17 protein-coding genes are annotated in these 19,119 nt (G+C 56.1%); 10 read left to right on the top strand and 7 right to left on the bottom strand.

Annotated elements, in window-relative coordinates; translation table 11 throughout:
• Positions 1 to 3 precede the first annotated feature (3 nt).
• Positions 4 to 354 (bottom strand): hydrogenase maturation nickel metallochaperone HypA, encoded by a 351-nt coding sequence (gene hypA / locus GKAS_RS05725; protein WP_035892572.1) that lies wholly within the window; start codon positions 352 to 354, stop codon positions 4 to 6.
• 213 nt (positions 355 to 567) lie between these two features.
• Here hypA and hycA point away from each other — a divergent pair, with 213 nt between their 5' ends.
• The 9 genes from hycA (at position 568) to hycI (ending at position 8,422) form a co-directional block, all read left to right on the top strand.
• A complete protein-coding gene (gene hycA, locus GKAS_RS05720) occupies positions 568 to 1,035 on the top strand; it encodes a formate hydrogenlyase regulator HycA (protein ID WP_035892571.1) in 468 nt (155 codons plus the stop codon).
• A gap of 82 nt (positions 1,036 to 1,117) precedes the next feature.
• Positions 1,118 to 1,726, top strand: coding sequence for a 4Fe-4S dicluster domain-containing protein (locus GKAS_RS05715; RefSeq protein ID WP_035892570.1), 609 nt, complete (start codon positions 1,118 to 1,120; stop codon positions 1,724 to 1,726).
• A complete protein-coding gene (gene hycC, locus GKAS_RS05710) occupies positions 1,723 to 3,549 on the top strand; it encodes a formate hydrogenlyase subunit 3 (RefSeq protein ID WP_035892569.1) in 1,827 nt (608 codons plus the stop codon). Before GKAS_RS05715 ends, hycC begins: the two co-directional genes overlap by 4 nt.
• A gap of 2 nt (positions 3,550 to 3,551) precedes the next feature.
• Positions 3,552 to 4,475 carry a respiratory chain complex I subunit 1 family protein gene (locus GKAS_RS05705; protein ID WP_035892568.1) on the top strand — a complete coding sequence of 308 codons (924 nt, stop codon included), beginning with the start codon at positions 3,552 to 3,554 and terminating at the stop codon, positions 4,473 to 4,475.
• A 16-nt stretch (positions 4,476 to 4,491) separates the two neighbouring features.
• Positions 4,492 to 6,201 (top strand): formate hydrogenlyase subunit HycE, encoded by a 1,710-nt coding sequence (hycE, locus tag GKAS_RS05700; RefSeq protein ID WP_035892567.1) that lies wholly within the window; start codon positions 4,492 to 4,494, stop codon positions 6,199 to 6,201.
• 9 nt (positions 6,202 to 6,210) lie between these two features.
• A complete protein-coding gene (locus tag GKAS_RS05695) occupies positions 6,211 to 6,753 on the top strand; it encodes a formate hydrogenlyase complex iron-sulfur subunit (RefSeq protein ID WP_035892566.1) in 543 nt (180 codons plus the stop codon).
• Positions 6,753 to 7,520: an NADH-quinone oxidoreductase subunit B family protein gene (locus GKAS_RS05690; protein WP_035892565.1), complete on the top strand. Its 768-nt coding sequence runs from the start codon at positions 6,753 to 6,755 to the stop codon at positions 7,518 to 7,520. Before GKAS_RS05695 ends, GKAS_RS05690 begins: the two co-directional genes overlap by 1 nt.
• Positions 7,517 to 7,927: a formate hydrogenlyase maturation HycH family protein gene (locus GKAS_RS05685; RefSeq protein WP_035892564.1), complete on the top strand. Its 411-nt coding sequence runs from the start codon at positions 7,517 to 7,519 to the stop codon at positions 7,925 to 7,927. The genes GKAS_RS05690 and GKAS_RS05685 overlap by 4 nt, the downstream gene beginning before the upstream one ends.
• Positions 7,928 to 7,948: 21 nt before the next feature.
• The gene (hycI, locus tag GKAS_RS05680; RefSeq protein ID WP_035892563.1) at positions 7,949 to 8,422 is read left to right on the top strand and encodes a hydrogenase maturation peptidase HycI; all 474 of its coding nucleotides are present in this window, start codon (positions 7,949 to 7,951) and stop codon (positions 8,420 to 8,422) included.
• 99 nt (positions 8,423 to 8,521) lie between these two features.
• Here hycI and lacA read toward each other — a convergent pair whose 3' ends face one another.
• From lacA to ascF, 6 genes are all read right to left on the bottom strand, one after another.
• Positions 8,522 to 9,133, bottom strand: coding sequence for a galactoside O-acetyltransferase (gene lacA / locus GKAS_RS05675; RefSeq protein WP_035892562.1), 612 nt, complete (start codon positions 9,131 to 9,133; stop codon positions 8,522 to 8,524).
• Between the two features lie 21 nt (positions 9,134 to 9,154).
• Positions 9,155 to 10,402, bottom strand: a complete 1,248-nt coding sequence (locus tag GKAS_RS05670; RefSeq protein ID WP_035892561.1) for an MFS transporter — start codon at positions 10,400 to 10,402, stop codon at positions 9,155 to 9,157.
• 55 nt (positions 10,403 to 10,457) lie between these two features.
• On the bottom strand, positions 10,458 to 13,535 hold the full coding sequence (locus GKAS_RS05665; protein ID WP_035892560.1) for a beta-galactosidase: 3,078 nt from the start codon (positions 13,533 to 13,535) through the stop codon (positions 10,458 to 10,460).
• Between the two features lie 120 nt (positions 13,536 to 13,655).
• Positions 13,656 to 14,738 (bottom strand): LacI family DNA-binding transcriptional regulator, encoded by a 1,083-nt coding sequence (locus GKAS_RS05660; protein ID WP_035892601.1) that lies wholly within the window; start codon positions 14,736 to 14,738, stop codon positions 13,656 to 13,658.
• 103 nt (positions 14,739 to 14,841) lie between these two features.
• Positions 14,842 to 16,266, bottom strand: a complete 1,425-nt coding sequence (locus GKAS_RS05655) for a 6-phospho-beta-glucosidase (RefSeq protein WP_035892559.1) — start codon at positions 16,264 to 16,266, stop codon at positions 14,842 to 14,844.
• A gap of 19 nt (positions 16,267 to 16,285) precedes the next feature.
• Entirely contained in the window at positions 16,286 to 17,743 is a 1,458-nt protein-coding gene (ascF, locus tag GKAS_RS05650; RefSeq protein WP_035892558.1) for a PTS cellobiose/arbutin/salicin transporter subunit IIBC, read from the bottom strand.
• Positions 17,744 to 18,006: 263 nt separating this feature from the next.
• On the opposite strand from ascF, the gene GKAS_RS05645 reads away from it, so the two are divergent.
• Entirely contained in the window at positions 18,007 to 19,020 is a 1,014-nt protein-coding gene (locus tag GKAS_RS05645) for a LacI family DNA-binding transcriptional regulator (RefSeq protein WP_035892556.1), read from the top strand.
• The last annotated feature ends 99 nt before the right edge of the window (positions 19,021 to 19,119 follow it).

Below are 19,119 nucleotides of genomic sequence, written 5' to 3'. Positions count from 1 at the left end.
ACTTTACTCCTGATCAATTTCAATTCGCTGAATCTGTAAACCGTCGTCGGCGACGATGCGCAGGTTGTCGCTATGGCATTGCGGACAACGGCGCACGTGAACTGACACGAGCTGAACGTACTGCTGGCAGGATTCACACCAACATTCCGCTTCCTGTTCCTCGACGTGCAGTGTACAGCCTTCAGCCAGCGTGCCGCGGCACACCAGATCAAAACAAAAGGTCATTGCGCTCGTCTCTACACAAGAAAAAGCGCCGACCTTCATCCAGACGCCGGTGACGCGCTTCGCGCCGTTCTGTACCGCCTGTTGTTCGACAATTTCCAGCGCTCGCTGGCAGAGCGTGATTTCGTGCATAACGCCTCCTGTTTCATAACTCGCCGTGATAATGCAATAACGATGCCAGAGATGAAAAAAGGTCATTAAAGACTGTCGATGACGATGTCGTACTGACGAAATGACATGTCACTGTGGCAGTGTCATTTCATTAAATATCAATTAAATCAATTAATTAAAAACATGGCATGAAAAGTGCTTAGGAGGCTTGTTTCTATTAACCGGGTAACCGACATGACTATTTGGGAAATTAGCGAGAAGGCCGACTATATCGCCGATCGTCACCGCCGCCATCAGGATCAATGGCGTGTCTACTGCAACTCTCTGGTTCAGGGGATTACGTTGTCCAAAGCGCGTCTGCATCACGGCATGAACTGCGCGCCAGAGAAAGAGCTGAGCTTCGTGCTGTTCGAACATTTCGTGGTTTCTGTCAGCCTTGCCAGCGGCTTTAACAGCCACACCGTTGAGTACGTTGTTGAAACCCGCGACGGCCTGAATAAACAGTGTGTGGGCAGCGCCGAGATGAGCATGAACGGCTTTATTGACGGCACCGTCAATATCCGTGACCGCGAGCAGGTGCTGGAACACTACCTGGAAAAAATTTCGCCGGTATACGACACCCTGTATGCGGCGCTTGAAAGCGACAGCCCGGTCAGTTTCAGCCAGCTGGCACCAGAGTCTCAACGGGCTTCTCACGCTTGATTATCGGTGTGTCGACAGGTGTCGAAATGACACTTGCTCTGCATGATTTCGTCAAAAATGACTGTCACCTGAGGAAGACCTGGTGAATCGTTTTGTAATTGCTGACTCTACCGTTTGTATCGGTTGCCGTACCTGTGAAGCGGCCTGTGCGGAAACGCATCGCCACCACGGCCTGCAATCTATGCCGCGGCTCAGAGTAATGCTTAATGAAAAAGAATCCGCGCCACAGATGTGTCACCACTGTGAAGACGCGCCGTGCGCCGGGGTATGCCCGGTCAATGCGATTACCCGCGTCGATGGCGCCGTACAGCTGAATGAAAGCCTGTGCGTCAGCTGCAAACTGTGCGGCATTGCCTGCCCGTTTGGGGCGATTGAATTTTCCGGTAGTCGCCCGCTGGATATTCCAGCAAACGCCAACTCACCGAAAGCGCTGCCTGCGCCACCGGCTCCGGCTCGCGTCAGTACGCTGCTGGACTGGGTGCCTGGCGTTCGCGCCATCGCGGTCAAATGCGACCTGTGCCACTTCGACGAAGAGGGCCCGGCCTGCGTGCGTACCTGTCCGACTAAAGCGCTGCATCTGGTGAACAATATGGACATCGCCCGCGTCAGCAAACGCAAACGCGAACTGACCTTCCACACCGATTTAGGCGATTTGACGCTGTTCCAGGCGCAACAAGGAGAGGCGAAATGAGCGTCATGACGTTGATTAATAGCGCAGTGGCCTGGTTTGCCGCTGCCGCCGTGCTGTCCTTTGTGCTGTCGTTTAATAAATCTCTGAGCGGTTTTGTCGCCGGTGTCGGCGGCGCGCTGGGCAGCCTGTGCGCGGGCCTGGCGGGCGTTCAGGTGCTGGTTCACGGTTTCCCGGTGATAGGTAGCCTGTCGCTGGTTCACTACAGCGTGCTGGTGTCGCCGCTGAACGCGGTATGGTTGATTGCGCTCGGCCTGTGCGGCCTGTTTGTCAGCCTCTACAACATTGACTGGCACCGTCACCCGAACGTGAAAAGCAACGGTCTGCTGATCAACATCCTGCTGGCGGCTGCCGTCTGCGCGATTGTGGCGAGCAGCTTCGGTTCGCTGGTGGTGATGGCGGAAATCATGGCGCTGTGCGGCGCGTTCCTCACCGGCTGTGCTTCTTCCGGCAAGCTGTGGTTTGTGCTGGGCCGTCTGGGTACCATTCTGCTGGCGATTGCCTGCCTGCTGCTGTGGCAGCGCTACGGTACGCTGGATCTGGTACTGCTGAACGAACGTGCGCAGATGCTGCCAATCGGTTCTGACATCTGGGTGCTTTGCGTGATTGGCTTTGGCCTGCTGGCAGGGATCATCCCGCTGCACGGCTGGGTGCCGCAGGCGCACGCTAACGCGAGCGCACCGGCCGCCGCGCTGTTCTCTACCGTGGTGATGAAAGTGGGTCTGCTCGGCATTCTCACCGTATCGCTGTTGGGCAACGTTCAACCGCTGTGGTGGGGCATTGCGCTGCTGGTGCTGGGCATGATCACCGCGTTTGTCGGCGGTCTGTACGCGCTGATGGAACACAATATTCAGCGTCTGCTGGCGTACCACACGCTGGAAAACATCGGCATTATCCTGCTCGGTTTAGGCGTGGGCGTGACCGGTCTGGCGCTGCAGGAACCGGTAATGGTGGCGCTGGGTTTGACCGGCGGTCTGTACCATCTGCTCAACCATAGCCTGTTCAAAACCACGCTGTTCCTCGGCGCGGGCTCCGTCTGGTTCCGCACCGGTCACCGCGACATCGAGAAGCTGGGCGGTATCGGCAAACGTATGCCGATGATTTCGCTGGCGATGTTAGTCGGCCTGATGGCAATGGCCGCGCTGCCGCCGCTGAACGGCTTTGCCGGTGAGTGGGTTATTTACCAGTCCTTCTTCAAGCTGAGCACCAGCGGGGCGTTTATTGGTCGTCTGCTGGGGCCGTTGCTGGCCGTTGGCCTGGCGATTACCGGCGCGCTGGCGGTGATGTGTATGGCGAAAGTCTACGGCGTGACCTTCCTCGGTGCACCGCGCACTAAAGAGGCGGAAAACGCCTGCTGCGCGCCGCTGCTGATGGCCATTAGCACCGTGGTGATGGCGCTGCTGTGTATCGTTGGCGGCGTTGCCGCGCCGTGGCTGCTGCCAATGCTGAGCGCCGCCGTGCCGCTGCCGATGGCCACCGCGCACACCGTGGTCTCCCAGCCGATGATTACCCTGCTGCTGATTGCCTGCCCGTTATTGCCGTTCATCATTCTGGCGCTGCTCAAAGGCAACCGCCTGCCAAGCCGTTCTCGCGGCGCGGCGTGGGTCTGTGGTTACGACCACGAACAATCCATGGTGATCACCGCGCACGGTTTTGCGATGCCGGTGAAGCAGGCCTTTGCTCCAGTGCTGAAACTGCGCAAATGGCTCAACCCGGTCTCTCTGGTTCCGGGCTGGCAGAATGCGGCGGCGCCGCTGCTGCTGCAACGTCTGGCGCTGGTTGAACTGGCGGTGCTGGTCGTGATTGTCATCTCTCGAGGAGCCTGAACATGACGTTCCTATTTGCTGTACTGCAGGCGCTGGTACTGTTCGCCGTCGCGCCGCTGCTTTCCGGTATCACCCGCGTGCTGCGCGCACGGTTGCATAACCGTCGCGGGCCGGGCGTGATGCAGGAGTATCGCGACATCATCAAACTGCTGGGCCGTCAGAGCATTGGCCCGGACGCTTCCGGCTGGGTGTTCCGCCTGACGCCGTTTGTGATGGTCGGCGTGATGCTGACGATTGCGACCGCGCTGCCGGTAGTGACCGTCGCATCCCCAATGCCGGGTCTGGGCGACCTGATTACGCTTATCTACCTGTTTGCCATTGCGCGTTTCTTCTTTGCCATTGCCGGCCTCGACACCGGCAGCCCGTTCACCGCTATCGGCGCAAGTCGTGAAGCGATGCTCGGCGTGCTGGTTGAGCCGATGCTGCTGCTGGGGCTGTGGGTCGCAGCGCTGGTCGCGGGCTCTACCCATATCAGCAATATCACCAACACCCTGTACCACTGGCCGGTCAGCCGCAGCATTCCGCTGGTGCTGGCCTTCTGCGCCTGCGCTTTCGCCACCTTTATCGAAATGGGCAAACTGCCGTTCGACTTAGCGGAAGCAGAGCAAGAGTTGCAGGAAGGCCCGCTGTCCGAGTACAGCGGCAGCGGCTTCGGCGTGCTGAAGTGGGGCATCAGCCTCAAACAGCTGGTGGTGCTGCAGATGTTTGTTGGCGTCTTCATTCCGTGGGGACAGATGACCAGCTTTAGCGTTGGTGGTCTGGTGATTGCCGTGATTGCCGCCGTCGTCAAGCTGGTGGTCGGCGTGCTGATTATCGCCCTGTTCGAAAACAGCATGGCGCGTCTGCGTCTGGATATTACCGGTCGTATCACCTGGACCGGGTTCGGTTTAGCCTTTTTAGCCTTCGTCTCCTTGCTGGTGGCGTGATAAGAGAGTTTTGAGCATGTCTGAAGAAAAAGTGGGTCAACACTACCTCGCTGCGCTGCACCAGGCCTTCCCGGGCGTGGTGCTGGACGAAGCCTGGCAGACCAAAGACCAGTTAACGATTACCGTGAAGGTGAACTACCTGCCGGAAGTCGTCGAGTTTCTTTACTACCAGCAGGGCGGCTGGCTGTCGGTACTGTTCGGCAACGATGAACGTAAACTGAACGGACACTATGCGGTCTACTACGTGCTGTCGATGGAAAAAGGCACCAAGTGCTGGATTACCGTGCGCGTTGAAGTTGACCCTAACACCCTTGAATACCCGTCCGTAACGCCGCGCGTTCCGGCGGCGGTCTGGGGCGAGCGTGAAGTGCGTGACATGTACGGTCTGCGCCCGGTGGGCCTGCCCGACGAACGTCGTCTGGTGCTGCCGGATGATTGGCCGGACGAGCTGTACCCGTTGCGTAAAGACAGTATGGACTACCGTCAGCGCCCGGCACCGACCACCGATGCCGAAACCTACGAGTTCATCAACGAGCTGGGTACCAGGAAAAACAACGTGGTGCCAATTGGCCCGCTGCACGTTACTTCCGATGAACCGGGCCACTTCCGCCTGTTCGTTGACGGCGAGAACATCATCGACGCCGACTACCGTCTGTTCTATGTCCACCGCGGCATGGAAAAACTGGCGGAAACCCGCATGGGTTATAACGAAGTGACGTTCTTGTCTGACCGCGTGTGCGGCATCTGCGGCTTTGCCCACAGCACCGCGTATACCACCTCCGTCGAGAACGCGATGGGCATCGTGGTACCGGAACGTGCGCAGATGATTCGTGCGATTCTGTTGGAAGTTGAGCGTCTGCACTCGCACCTGCTGAACCTCGGCCTGGCGTGCCACTTCACCGGCTTCGACTCCGGCTTTATGCAGTTCTTCCGCGTTCGTGAAGCCTCCATGAAAATGGCGGAAATCCTGACCGGCGCGCGTAAAACCTACGGCCTGAACCTGATTGGCGGTATCCGTCGTGACTTCCTGAAAGACGACATGATCCAGACCCGTCAACTGGCGCAGCAGATGCGCCGTGACGTGCAGGACCTGGTGGATATTCTGTTGAGCACCCCGAACATGGAACAGCGCACCGTCGGTATCGGCCGCCTGGATCCGGAAATCGCCCGTGACTTCAGTAACGTCGGCCCGATGGTTCGCGCCAGCGGTCACGCCCGTGACACCCGCGCCGATCACCCGTTCGTGGGCTACGGTCTGCTGCCGATGGAAGTGCATAGCGAGCAGGGCTGCGACGTTATCTCCCGCCTGAAAGTGCGTATCAACGAGGTGTTCACCGCGCTGAACATGATTGATTACGGCCTCGATAACCTGCCTGGCGGCCCGCTTGCGGTGGAAGGGTTCACCTACATTCCAAACCGCTTCGCGCTGGGCTTCTCGGAAGCGCCTCGCGGTGACGATATCCACTGGAGCATGACCGGCGACAACCAGAAGCTGTACCGCTGGCGCTGCCGTGCGGCGACCTACGCCAACTGGCCAACCCTGCGCTATATGCTGCGCGGCAACACCGTTTCCGATGCGCCGCTGATTATCGGTAGCCTCGACCCTTGCTACTCCTGTACCGACCGTATGACCGTGGTCGATGTGCGTAAGAAGAAGAGCAAGGTCGTGCCGTACAAAGAACTTGAGCGCTACAGCATCGAACGTAAGAACTCGCCGCTGAAATAAGGAATCGTCATGTTTACCTTTATCAAAAAAGTCATCAAAACCGGCACTACGACATCGTCCTATCCGCTGGAACCGATGCCGGTTGATAAAAACTTCCGCGGCAAACCGGAACACAATCCGCAGCAGTGCATCGGCTGCGCGGCGTGCGTGAACGCGTGCCCGTCGAACGCGCTGACGGTGGAAACCGACCGCGTCAGCAACCAGCTGGCGTGGCAGTTCAACCTCGGCCGCTGCATCTTTTGCGGCCGCTGCGAAGAAGTGTGCCCGACGGCGGCGATTAAGCTATCGCAGGAGTACGAACTGGCGGTGTGGAAGAAAGAAGATTTCTTGCAGCAGTCCCGTTTTGATATCTGCAACTGCCGCGTCTGCAACCGTCCATTTGCGGTGCAAAAAGAGATTGATTACGCCATTGCGCTGCTCAAGCACAACGGCGACAGCCGCGCGGAAAACCACCGCGAAAGCTTTGAGACCTGCCCGGAATGTAAGCGTCAGAAATGTTTGGTGCCTTCCGACCGTATTGACCTGACTCGCCACATGAAAGAGGCCATCTGATGAGCAACTTAATAGGGCCACGCGACGACAACGGCATGCCGGTGCCGATGACGGTAGAAGAATCTATCGCCAGCATGAAGGCGTCGCTGCTGAAAAACATCAAGCGTTCCGCCTACGTATACCGCGTGGACTGCGGCGGCTGTAACGGCTGTGAAATCGAAATCTTTGCCACGCTTTCACCGTTGTTCGACGCCGAACGTTTCGGCATTAAAGTGGTGCCGTCACCGCGTCATGCCGACATTCTGCTGTTTACCGGCGCGGTGACCCGCGCCATGCGTTCTCCGGCGCTGCGCGCCTGGCAGTCCGCGCCAGACCCGAAAATCTGTATATCCTACGGCGCTTGCGGTAACAGCGGTGGGATCTTCCACGACCTGTACTGCGTCTGGGGCGGCACCGACAAAATCGTGCCGGTAGACGTTTACATTCCGGGCTGCCCACCAACGCCTGCGGCAACGCTGTACGGTTTCGCCATGGCGCTGGGTCTGCTGGAGCAGAAAATCCACGCTCGTGCGCCAAGTGAACTGGACGCGCAGCCGGCTGAAATTCTGCACCCGGATATGGTTCAGCCGCTGCGTGTGCAGGTTGACCGCGCCGCGCGCCGCCTGGCGGGCTACCGCTATGGTCGCCAGATTGCCGACGACTATATGCTGCACTTGGGCCAGGGGGACACCCAGGTTCAGCAGTGGCTGGCCACAGAAAACGATCCGCGTCTGACGGAAATCGTCACGCAGCTTAACCACGTAGTAGAAGAGGCACGTATTCGATGAGCGAACAGGTGGTGTTCAGTCAACTGAGCCGTAAATTTATTGATGAGAACGATGCCACGCCTTCCGAGGCGCAGCAGGTTGTCTATTACAGCCTGGCGATTGGCCACCACCTCGGGGTCATCGACTGTCTCGAAGCCGCGCTGACCTGTCCGTGGGATGCGTATCTGGCGTGGATTGCTACGCTGGAAGCGGACAGTACAGCGCGACGCAAAATGGAAGGCGTGCCGAAGTACGGCGAGATTGTCATCGACAGCAACCATGTGTCGATGCTGGCGAACGCGTTTGATAAAGCGCGGGCGTCACAAACGCCGCAGCAAAAAGAGTGGAGCCAATTGATGCTCAATATGCTGCACGCCATTCATCAGGAGAGCGCCATCTATCTGATGGTGCGCCGCCTGCGCGACTGATTTTACGATTGAGGAATGACCATGACTGACGTTTTACTCTGTGTCGGCAACAGCATGATGGGCGACGATGGCGCTGGCCCTCTACTTGCAGAAATGTGTGCAGCCCAGCCGAAAGGGGCGTGGGTCGTGATTGACGGCGGCAGCGCGCCGGAAAACGATATTGTGGCGATCCGCGAGTTGAACCCGGCTCGCCTGCTGATTGTTGATGCTACCGATATGGGGCTGAACCCGGGTGAAATACGTATTATCGACCCGGACGATATCGCTGAGATGTTTATGATGACCACCCACAATATGCCGCTGAACTACCTGGTCGATCAGCTGAAAGACGACGTGGGTGAGGTGATTTTCCTTGGCATTCAGCCGGATATTGTGGGTTTTTATTACCCAATGACTCAGGCGATTAAAGACGCGGTTGAGGTGGTTTATCAGCGTCTTGACGGGTGGCAGGGGTGCGGCGGGTTTGAACCGTTAGCGGTTGAGGATGAAGAGTAGCTTATCTTCGTCAGAAAAAAGGCCTCTTGAGCGAACGCCGTCTCAAGAGGCCGTGTAAGAGATGATTTATACCTATAGGTAGCTTAGGCGTAGACGTAATTAACCTGCCGCTTCGGCTTTAAAATCTTTATAGTAATACGCTTTATCCCGGTCGGTTATTTCTCTGATAACTTTGCATGGTACGCCCGCCGCAACGACATTTGCGGGAATATCTTTCGTGACAACGCTGCCAGCACCGATAACGCTGTTTTCTCCAATTGTGACTCCCGGATTGATAACCACGTTGCTGCCGATCCACACATTGTTTTCTATCGTCACCGGGAAAGAAAACATCTCGCCTTTTTCCCTCAATTCATGGTGGACCGGGTGTCCAGTTACCGAAATCGTAACGTTAGGGGCGATCAGGACATTATCACCAATCGTCACCGTGTGATCGTCAACAATGGTGAAGTTGAAATTGGCATAAAAACAGTCACCTATAAAAATATTACTGCCGTAGGCGAAGCGAATGGGTGGTTCAATCCACGGATTTTTTCCCACTTTACCGAACATTTTATAAATGAGCTCAATTCTCTTTTTTTCTTCGGACGGGCGGGTGTTATTAAAGTCATACATTAATTCTTTGCCGCGCAGTCTCTCTTCTGGTAACCCTTCACACATATCCGTGAACAGCATGCCTGATTTTATTCTCTCTCTCATCGGAATGTTCATTAGCGTTATTTCATCCTGATTTTATTGGCTATTTTTTGCGAGATAATGGGAGAACGGCTTTGCCCCGCTAAGGGTAAATATCGAGATGGCCGTGAAGCTCAGCGCAATCATCCCCAGAACCAGATAAGCCCCCTGGAAACCAATGCTCTCGTACATGTTGCCCGCCAGTACGGACATAAAAATCATTGCCAGCTGTTTGAAGAAACAGAAGCACACCAGATAAATCGTTGCGGAGAAACGCACCTCAAACTGGCTGGTGATGTATTTAAAGCAGCCGACTATCAGGAACGGTATCTCAAACATATGCAGCGTTTTGAGGATAACGACTTCCAGCGCAGAGGTGGCGAATGAGGAGCCGATAATCCGCACCGACATAATCGTCCCCGCCAGCAGCAGGGCGTTTTTACCGCCGATGCGATTCACAATCAGCGGCGCAAAGAACATGATGCAGGCGTTGAGCAATTCCCCCATGGTGGTGACGTAGCCAAACACGCGGGTACCCTGTTCACCGGTGGCAAAGAACGAGGTGAAGAAGTTGGCAAACTGTTGGTCAAATACGTCATAGGTACAGGAGACACCGACTACGTACAGTGAAAGGAACCAGAGCTTCGGCTGCTTGAACAGTTCCAGAGCCAGCTTAAGGCTGAAGGCCGAGTGGTTGGCGCCTACCGCGTCTGCAACCTGTGCGGAAGAAGGAACCTCCGTTTTTGAAAAGAACAGCAGCAGGGCCAGAATGACTGCGCAGCCGGAGCCCAGCCAGAAGACAAACTGGTTATTGATGTTAAACATAATTCCGGCAATCGAGGCGCACAGCGCCCAGCCCACGCAGCCGAACATGCGCGCGCGGCCAAATTCGAAGTTGCTTCGGCGACTTGCCTTTTCAATATAGGCTTCAATCGCAGGGGCACCGGCATTGTAAATAAAGCCAAGGTAAATCCCGCCGACAATCGAACCCAGCAGAATATTGGCCTGTAATAATGGACCGAAGACGTAAATAAAGAATGGGGCAAACATCACCAGCATTCCGGTAATCACCCATAGCAGATGTTTACGCAGGCCGAGCTTATCGGAAAGTAAACCGAAAATAGGCTGGAATAGCAGTGAGAACAGTGAAATACAGGCGAAGATAATACCGGTATCCCCTTTGCTGATATGGTTTATATCGTGTAACCAGATCGGGAAGAAAGGGAAATAGGCACCCATAATGAAAAAATAAAAGAAGAAGAAAAAGCCAAACATCCAGAAATTAGTATTTTTTAAATAATACATGATGGACTTCCTTTCGAAGAAAGCTGGCAGGCGTTAACCTGCCAGATAATTATGTTTAACCCCAGACCAACTGGTAGTGGTAGCATCCGGCGCTCAGTTGGTATTCCGGAGAAACAGAAGGGCTCCAGGAGTCGTCTCCGCCCACGCCCATATGGAAGCCATCAATATTGAGCCAGGTTCCCGCTTCAGGTTGTAGCAGATGGCGGTGACTGGTCTCCATTAGCTGCTTCTGACCGTAGCGGCTAATGTTGAACTGGAAATCACCGCGCCAGCAGTGCGGGCCATAGCTCAGTTCGCGAGTGTGGCAGCGCAGGCCGTTTTCGCTTGGGAAAACATAAGGGGTGTACATGGCATCCAGCGGCAGATCCCAACGATCGACGCAGGCAGAAGAAAGCCGGTCTGGGTAGTTTTCATGTGGGCCTAATCCCAACCAGTTGACCCGATCCGCCACTTGCGCAAGCTGACAGCTCAGGCCGATGCGTGCCGGATGCGGGGTCCCACTGGCAACCTCAACGTCCACGCTGATGTGCATCTCGCCCTGGCCGTCAATGCGGTACGTTTTGCGGCTGACAAACAGCGTCTCTCCGCGGTACTGCCACGCGTGCGCGGTGGTTATCAGCACCGCGCTTGCCAGTGCGTCCGCCTCACATTGCAGTAAGGTAGCCTCAAGCTGATAGTGACCGGCAGCTTTCCAGCGTTCTACCCAGGCATTAGGATCAATGCGGGTTGACTCGCTCACGCCGATATCGTTGTCCAACGGCGCGCGGGTAAATTGATCGATGAGCGGGGTCAACAGCTGCGCTTCTTCGCCAATCGAATACTGCGTGAGCAGGCCAGCATGGCGGCTGAACACCCAGCATTTATTGCCGACGGTGATACGGTATTCGCCCTCGCTGGCGGTGAGCTCAGGCGTGCGGCTGGCGGATTTTGGCAGCGGCGTGCCGAGCTTCTCGCCCACTTTCCACTGCTGCCATGCGCAAATATGCCCTGCCTCTGACCATGCGGTTGCCTGCGGTTGTTCGACGCGAACCGTCAGCCACAGTTCACCCTCATGTGCCTGTTGCGGACGTTCTGGTAGGGTAATGACCTGCCGACCCTGCGGTGGAATATCCAGCGTCGTCACGCCTGAAGCCAACGGTTTGCCGTCCAGCGCCAGCGACCAGTGCAGCACTTCGTTATCGCTGTGGCGGAACAGGTATTCGCTGACAACTTCAATCTGACATTTGTCTCCCGGCAACAGAGCAAACTGGAAAAACTGCTGCTCGTGTTTGGCTTCATATAGCGCCGGGTGTGGCGTACGATCGGCGAACACTAGCCCGTTCATGCAGAACTGCCGATCGTTTGGCGTATCACCAAAATCGCCGCCGTATGCTGACCAGGCGTTACCGTTCTCATCGTATTTGATCAACGATTGATCCACCCAGTCCCAGACAAAGCCGCCCTGCAGGCGCGGATATTGACGGAACGCCTGCCAGTATTTGGCAAAACCGCCGAAGCTGTTCCCCATGGCGTGGGCATATTCGCAGAGGATCAGCGGACGTTGCTCTCCGGGTAATGACAGCCATTTTTTGATTGACCATTTTGGCACTGCGGGGAAGGGTTGATCCTGATCAACACGGGCGTACATCGGGCAGATGATGTCGGTGGCAGCAGAGTCTGCGCCGCCGCCTTCATACTGCACCGGGCGGGAAGGGTCTTCTGACTTCAGCCAGCGGTACAGGGCATCGTGGTTGGTACCATGACCGGACTCATTGCCCAGCGACCAGATAATGATGCTTGGATGGTTGCGATCGCGCTGCACCATGCGCGTCACGCGCTGGCTCATGGCCGGTAACCATGCCGGATCGTCGGTCAGGCGATTCATCGGCACCATTCCGTGCGTCTCAATATTAGCTTCATCCACCACGTACAGGCCGTAGCGGTCGCACAATGTGTACCACAGCGGATGGTTCGGATAGTGAGAGCAGCGCACGGCGTTAAAGTTATTTTGCTTCATCAGCACGATATCCTGCACCATCGTTGCCTCGTCCATCACCTGACCGTTGACCGGGTGATGCTCATGGCGGTTGGTGCCGCGAATCAGCAGCGGTTTGCCGTTCAACAGCAGCAGACCATTTTCAATGCTGACCTGACGGAAGCCGACATCGCTGGCCTCAGCTTCTATCAGCGTGCCGTCGACGGTGTGTAATTGCGCCACGGCACGATACAGATTTGGCGTTTCCGCGCTCCACAGCGCCGGTTCTTTGACGTTCAGACGCAGGGTTACCCGGTCCTGATAAGCTCCGCGCTCGTCAATAATGTCACTGCCCAACGCGGCGGTATTTTCACCAATTAACGTTTCGTTATCCCACAGCTGCACCGTCACGCGTAAATTATCGTGCAGCTCACCCGCGACCCGGACCTGCGTTTCCAGAACGGCACGGCTAAAGTCGTCGTTAAAACGGGTATTTATTTGCAGGTCGCTGATTTGGGTGGCGGGCTTATGGAGTATTGATACATCGCGGAAAATCCCACTCATCCGCCACATGTCCTGGTCTTCCAGATAGCTGCCATCGCTCCAGCGTAGCACCAGTACCGCCAGACGGTTTTCACCGCTACGCAGATAATCGCTGAGGTCGAATTCAGACGGTAGACGGCTGTCCTGCCCGTAGCCCACCCAGCGTCCGTTACACCACAGATGGAACGCCGAGTTCACGCCGTCAAAGATGACCCTCGTTTGGCCTTGCTGAAGCCAGGCATCGTCAATACAAAATGTGAGCGAGTAACAACCCGTGGGATTCTCTGCTGGCACAAACGGCGGATTAACCGGAATAGGGTACGCCACGTTGGTATAAATCGGCGCATCATAGCCGTCCATCTGCCAGTTAGATGGGACGTTGATGGTATCCGCCTGAGGCAGATCGCTCGCCAGCCAGCTTTCCGGAACCGCTTCAGGAGAGGCAAACCAGCTAAATTTCCATTGTCCGTTCAGGCTGCGCTTTTGTGAAGAGTCTCGTCCGGCGTGAGCATCATCGGCATTTCGCCAGCTGTAAAAAGGAGGATGCGCTTCCAGACGGTTGAGCTGCGTTACGCCAGGGTTTTCCCAGTCGCGACGGTGTAGTACGGCGGCGAGTGAATCGGTGTTCAGGGACATATCTGTATCCTTATCGAAATTGTTATCCGCTCACAATTTTTGTTAAAATAGGGGCGTAGCGTTCTTTCTGTAAAGGATGAGATGAGCAATGAGTGAGCTAACTCACACAATTTCACTCGCTCACATTTTGGGTGAGAGCTGAGAGATCTGCCGTGCTATCTGGATGAGTGAATTGGCCAATGCTTCAGGGGAAGCCGCATGGGCAGTGGGAGGACAAACGGTCTTGCGTTGAATCAGCGATACCGGCAGTAGCTGATTGTTCGCGGCGGGTTCGTCGGCAGATAGCTGTAGCAGCTTGTCTACGCTCGTTTTTCCAAGCAGCGAGAAATCCTGTCTGATGGTGGTTAGCGGCGGAATATAGCAGGCGCTATCCTCGGTATCATCATAGCCAATAATGGAGATGTCGCTCGCTACGCGCAGACCGAATTCGCTGATGGCCCGCATCGCGCCGAGCGCCATCTGATCGTTCGCGACCAGCATAGCGGTTGGCATGGTGCCGTTATTAAGCATCTGCAAGGTTTGCTGAAAACCGGACATCGCACTCCAGTCACCTTCCGTTTCGGCAACCGGCTGCAGATGGTATTGCGTCATATATTTATGCCAACCCGCGAGTCTCAGCCGCGCGGAGATTGATGAGTTCGGCCCGGCTAGTAGCGCAATGCGTTTATGCCCATGCTCCACCAGATGCTCAACCCCCAAACGTGCGCCATCATCGTGAGAGAAAATCACGCTGTTAATGGGAGAGGTATCAGAAACATCAAGAAAAAGTACCGGCACGTTGCCACAGCTTGCTGCAACCTCAATAGCGTCATTTTCATCGAGCGGATAGTTAACGATCAAACCGGTTACCCGCTGCGTCAGCAGATTATGTACTGCCGCTTTACAGGCTTCCACGCCGTTACGTTCCACCATGGCGATGACCACGCTGGCACCCGAACTGTCGGCGCGGGATTTAATCGCCGCGACAATCTGAGACGGTGCATGCAGCGCGAGGTTAGTGGTTGCAACGCCGATGAGCGGCGTCTGTTTCCCCGCCAATTGCTGCGCAACGCGGTTGGGGATGTAATTCAGCTCAGCCATTGCGGCTTCGACTTTTTCACGGGTTTTGGCGGAAACGTGGCGAGCCTGATTCACGACGCGAGAGACGGTCTGATAGGAGACCCCCGCATGGTCTGCAACATCGTACAGCGTTACCGGTTTCACACTCATTACCCCTGAATTCAATGTGTTCTGCACGCTATGATGCCACACCTCCCATAAAAATAGGAGGTGGTGCAATCTCATGCATTGAGCCAGAGAGTGACTTTTACGCCAAATCTTGCCCGTTGCTGGCAATCACTTTCTTATACCACCAGAACGACTTCTTACGCGTGCGCGCCAGCGTGCCGTTGCCCGCATCATCGCGGTCAACGTAGACAAATCCGTAGCGCTTGCTCATCTCGCCGGTCGACGCTGCCACGAGATCGATACAGCCCCAGGTGGTGTAGCCGATAACCGGAATCCCGTCTTCAATGGCTTCACCCATCGCCCGAATATGCTCGCGCAGATAGCTGATGCGGTAATCATCATCAATCTGCCCGTCCGCGTTGACCACGTCTTTCGCGCCGAGGCCGTTTTCCACCAGAAACAGCGGCTTCTGATAACGGTCGTACATCATATTCATGGTGATGCGCAGGCCGAGCGGGTCGATGCCCCAGCCCCATTCGCTGGCCTCGATGTACGGATTTTTCAGCGACTTCACAATGTTTGCCGCATTGGTGTTGTTGGCGTTCATCTCCGCCGATGCGCAGCGCGAGGCGTAGTAGCTGAACGAGACAAAGTCGACGGTGTGCTTGAGGATTTCATCGTCGCCCGCTTCTTTAGCGATCGTCACGTCTTTCTCGCGGAAAACCCGCGCCGAGTAGGCCGGATAGCTGCCGCGCGCCTGCACGTCGATAAAGAACAGGTTCTCGCGGTCTTTCTCCAGCGCCGCCCACACGTCTTCTGGCTTGCAGGAGTAAGGATAGAAGTTACCGCCCGCCAACATGCAGCCGACCTGGTTCTGCGGGTTCACCTCATGGGCGATTTTCGTTGCCAGCGAGCTGGCGACCAGCTCGTGGTGCGCGGCCTGGTACTTCACCTGATCCTGGTTTTCGCCGTCTTCAAACACCAGCCCTGCGCCGGAGAACGGGCTGTGCAGCATGATGTTGATTTCGTTGAAGGTCAGCCAGTATTTCACCAGTCCGTCGAACGCCTCAAAGCAGGTGCGGGCGTAACGGGCAAAGAAATCGACCATTTTACGGTTGCGCCATGAACCGTATTCGGTGACCAGATGCATCGGTACGTCGAAGTGGCACAGCGTCACCAGCGGCTCAATGCCGTACTTCTGGCACTCGCGGAACAGGTCGCGGTAGAAGGCGATGCCCGCTTCGTTTGGCGTCAGTTCGTCACCGTTCGGGTAGAGACGGCTCCAGGCAATCGAGGTGCGGAAAACGGTAAAACCCATCTCCGCCATCAGCGCAATATCTTCTTTGTAGCGATGATAAAAATCGATCGCCTGATGGCTCGGATAGAACTCATCGTCGCGCAGCGTAAAGCGCTTCTCTTGCCCCAGCTTCACCGGCAGGCGGTTCGCGCCGTGCGGAATCATATCCACGGTGGTCAGCCCTTTGCCGCCCTCAAGATAAGCCCCTTCGGCCTGGTTGGCGGCAATGGCGCCGCCCCAGAGAAACCCTTGCGGAAATGTCGACATGCGTTACCTCGCTAAAAATTTATGAAATTCGTGCCGTCACAGTAGCGGCAGGCGTAGCGGCCTGACGTTTACGTGCCTCAACGGCAGCCTCTTCGACGGGAATATCTTCAAAACCAAGAATCAGCGTCAGCACAAAGGAGAGCACCACCGCCAGCGCCATGACCCCAAACACCCAAACGATAGTCATTGGGTTAGCCGGGTCGAAGAACTGCACGCTGGTGAATAGCCCCGGCGCGGCCATGGAGTGGCTGGCAAGCCCGACAGCACCGGCAATACCGCCGCAGATAAAGCCACTTACCAGGCTGGCAATCAGCGGGCGTTTGAGGCGGATGGCGACACCATAAAGCGCCGGTTCGGAAATCCCGGCCAGAATCGCGGAAGCGGCAGCCGCCAGCGCGGTCTGGCGCAGCTCCGGGTTTTTGGTTTTCCACGCCACCGCCAGTGACGAACCGCCGAGCGACAGGTTGGCACCGATTTCCGACGGCATGACCATGCCTTCTTTGCCGGTTTCGGCGATGGTCTGAATGATGGTTGGCGTAAAGACGCGGTGCATCCCGGTCATCACCAGCAGCGGCCACAGCGCGCCCATAATGGCGACCGACAGCCAGCCTAGATAGCCGTGAATGGTGTACACCAGCGCGGAGATGGCGCTACCGATCCAGATGCCAATCGGGCCGATCAGCAGGATCGCCAGCGGTGCGGCAATCAGCACAATAAGCATCGGCTTAAGGAAGTTTTTGGTCACCGCCGGGGTGATTTTGTCGACCCAGCGTTCAATGTAGGAGAGGCACCAGGTCATCACCAGCGCCGGGATAACCGTGTAGGTGTACTTGACCGCCGTCACCGGAATATAGGCAAATTCGACGTGCTCGCCCTGGGCGGCTTTCGCCATCAGCTCAATAAAGCTCGGGTGCACCAGTACCCCGGCGATAGCAATCGCCAGCGACATATTGGTTTTGAATTTCACCGCCGCGGAGGCAGCCACCATCAGCGGCAGGAAGAAGAACGCGCCGTCGCCGATCACCGTCAGAATGGTGAGCGTCGGCGCGCCTTTTGGCAGCACGCCGGTCATCTCGAGGATCATCGCCAGCAGCTTGACCATCGATCCACCGATAATTGCTGGGATCAACGGCGACATGGTGCCGATCAGCGCGTCGAGGATCCCGGCGCCAATGCGGCGTAAAGTGAGCTTCGGTTTTCCGACCGGGGCGGCAGGCTGCAGGTTGCTCGGCAGCAGGTTCACCACCTCGCGATAGGCCTGGGAGACGGTGTTGCCGATAATCACCTGGCACTGGTTGTCGTTACGCACCACGCCCAGTACGCCGCTGATGCCCTTAAGGCTGGCGCTGTCGACCTGCGTTTCATCTTTCAGTACGAAGCGCAGACGGGTCATGCAGTGCGTGACGGCGGAGATGTTCTCCACGCCGCCGAGCGCGCCCACCACGGATTGCGCCAGAGCCGCATAGTTTTTAGACATCGGAAAATCCTGTTTTATCAGTAGGGTACTTATCGCTTATCGCCCGATGTAGTCGGGGTTATGAAACGTTGTATAGGAAACCGGTTCCACATAATATTCATGTGTTAATTTTGTTACATCAAGATCTAATTTTTGTTTTTGGTTAATTCGTGAAATCGATCACAGGAATGTCCGTTGAGCAAAAAGCGCACGCATCGGCGGGTGCTGTAAATAACGAAACGGTGCAGTACACTGCTGGCAAATGATTTCTCAAGGGTATGAATATGACGACAATGCTGGAGGTAGCGCGACGGGCGGGCGTGTCGAAAGCCACCGTATCCCGGGTGCTATCGGGCAACGGTTATGTCAGTCAGGAGACGAAGGACCGGGTGTTTCTGGCCGTCGAAGAGAGCGGCTATCGGCCCAATCTGCTGGCGCGTAATCTGGCGACCAAAAAGACGCAGACCCTGGGGCTGGTGGTGACCAACACGCTTTATCACGGGGTCTATTTCAGCGAGCTGCTGTTCCATGCGGCGAGTATGACGGAAGACCAGGGGCGACGCCTGATTCTGGCGGACGGTAAGCACAGCGCCCAGGAAGAACGTGAGGCGATTCAGTATCTGCTCGACCTGCGCTGCGACGGCATTATTATTTATCCCCGTTTTCTGAGCGTCGACGATATTGACGACATTATTCAGCAACAGCAGCAGCCGATATTAGTCATCAACCGTCGATTGCGGCGAAATAGCAGCCACTGCGTTTACTGCGATCAAAAATCCGCCAGCCAGAACGCGGTGGAGCGATTAATCAGCCTCGGCCATCGCGATATTGCGTTTATTACCGGTTCGCTCGATTCGCCGACCGGCATTGAGCGTCTTTCTGGCTATAAAGATGCGCTAACGAAGCACGGTATTGCGGTACGCAACGAACTGATTGTTGAAGGAAAGTGGACGCCCGCAACCGGTGCCGCCGGGGTGGATACGCTGCGTGAGCGGCAGGTCAGCTTTAGCGCACTGGTCGCCAGCAATGACGATATGGCGGTGGGGGCAATTAAGCGCCTGCACGTCCACGGAATAAACGTGCCGCAGCAGGTTTCGGTGCTGGGTTTTGATGACATAACCCTCGCGCCTTATATGGTTCCCGCGCTCTCCAGCGTGCGTATTCCGGTCACGGAAATGATCAAAGAGACCATTCATCGCCTTATTTTCATGCTCGACGGCGGGGACTTTAAATATCAGCAAACCTTTCCGGGTGAACTGATTGAGCGTGAGTCCATCGTTCCAGGGCCGCACGCTTAGCGTCGTCAGCTGTCATCGTCATAAGTGACGATGACAGCTTATCCTTCATCATCCGCCAAAAAATCCCCTTTAAAAACAGTCAAATAAAAGTTGGCTCGA

It is taken from the genome of Kluyvera ascorbata ATCC 33433 (assembly GCF_000735365.1).
Classification (GTDB): domain Bacteria; phylum Pseudomonadota; class Gammaproteobacteria; order Enterobacterales; family Enterobacteriaceae; genus Kluyvera; species Kluyvera ascorbata.
The sequence above is the reverse complement of the archived record's forward strand: the minus strand, read 5'-3'. Positions and strand labels throughout refer to the sequence as shown.

Bases quoted from the DNA above. Each gene is read 5' to 3' on its own strand.
- hypA (WP_035892572.1), bottom strand. From the start codon at position 354: ATGCACGAAATCACGCTCTGCCAGCGAGCGCTGGAAATTGTCGAACAA.
- hycA (WP_035892571.1), top strand. From the start codon at position 568: ATGACTATTTGGGAAATTAGCGAGAAGGCCGACTATATCGCCGATCGT.
- hycC (WP_035892569.1), top strand. From the start codon at position 1,723: ATGAGCGTCATGACGTTGATTAATAGCGCAGTGGCCTGGTTTGCCGCT.
- GKAS_RS05705 (WP_035892568.1), top strand. From the start codon at position 3,552: ATGACGTTCCTATTTGCTGTACTGCAGGCGCTGGTACTGTTCGCCGTC.
- hycE (WP_035892567.1), top strand. From the start codon at position 4,492: ATGTCTGAAGAAAAAGTGGGTCAACACTACCTCGCTGCGCTGCACCAG.
- GKAS_RS05695 (WP_035892566.1), top strand. From the start codon at position 6,211: ATGTTTACCTTTATCAAAAAAGTCATCAAAACCGGCACTACGACATCG.
- GKAS_RS05690 (WP_035892565.1), top strand. From the start codon at position 6,753: ATGAGCAACTTAATAGGGCCACGCGACGACAACGGCATGCCGGTGCCG.
- GKAS_RS05685 (WP_035892564.1), top strand. From the start codon at position 7,517: ATGAGCGAACAGGTGGTGTTCAGTCAACTGAGCCGTAAATTTATTGAT.
- hycI (WP_035892563.1), top strand. From the start codon at position 7,949: ATGACTGACGTTTTACTCTGTGTCGGCAACAGCATGATGGGCGACGAT.
- lacA (WP_035892562.1), bottom strand. From the start codon at position 9,133: ATGAACATTCCGATGAGAGAGAGAATAAAATCAGGCATGCTGTTCACG.
- GKAS_RS05670 (WP_035892561.1), bottom strand. From the start codon at position 10,402: ATGTATTATTTAAAAAATACTAATTTCTGGATGTTTGGCTTTTTCTTC.
- GKAS_RS05665 (WP_035892560.1), bottom strand. From the start codon at position 13,535: ATGTCCCTGAACACCGATTCACTCGCCGCCGTACTACACCGTCGCGAC.
- GKAS_RS05655 (WP_035892559.1), bottom strand. From the start codon at position 16,266: ATGTCGACATTTCCGCAAGGGTTTCTCTGGGGCGGCGCCATTGCCGCC.
- ascF (WP_035892558.1), bottom strand. From the start codon at position 17,743: ATGTCTAAAAACTATGCGGCTCTGGCGCAATCCGTGGTGGGCGCGCTC.
- GKAS_RS05645 (WP_035892556.1), top strand. From the start codon at position 18,007: ATGACGACAATGCTGGAGGTAGCGCGACGGGCGGGCGTGTCGAAAGCC.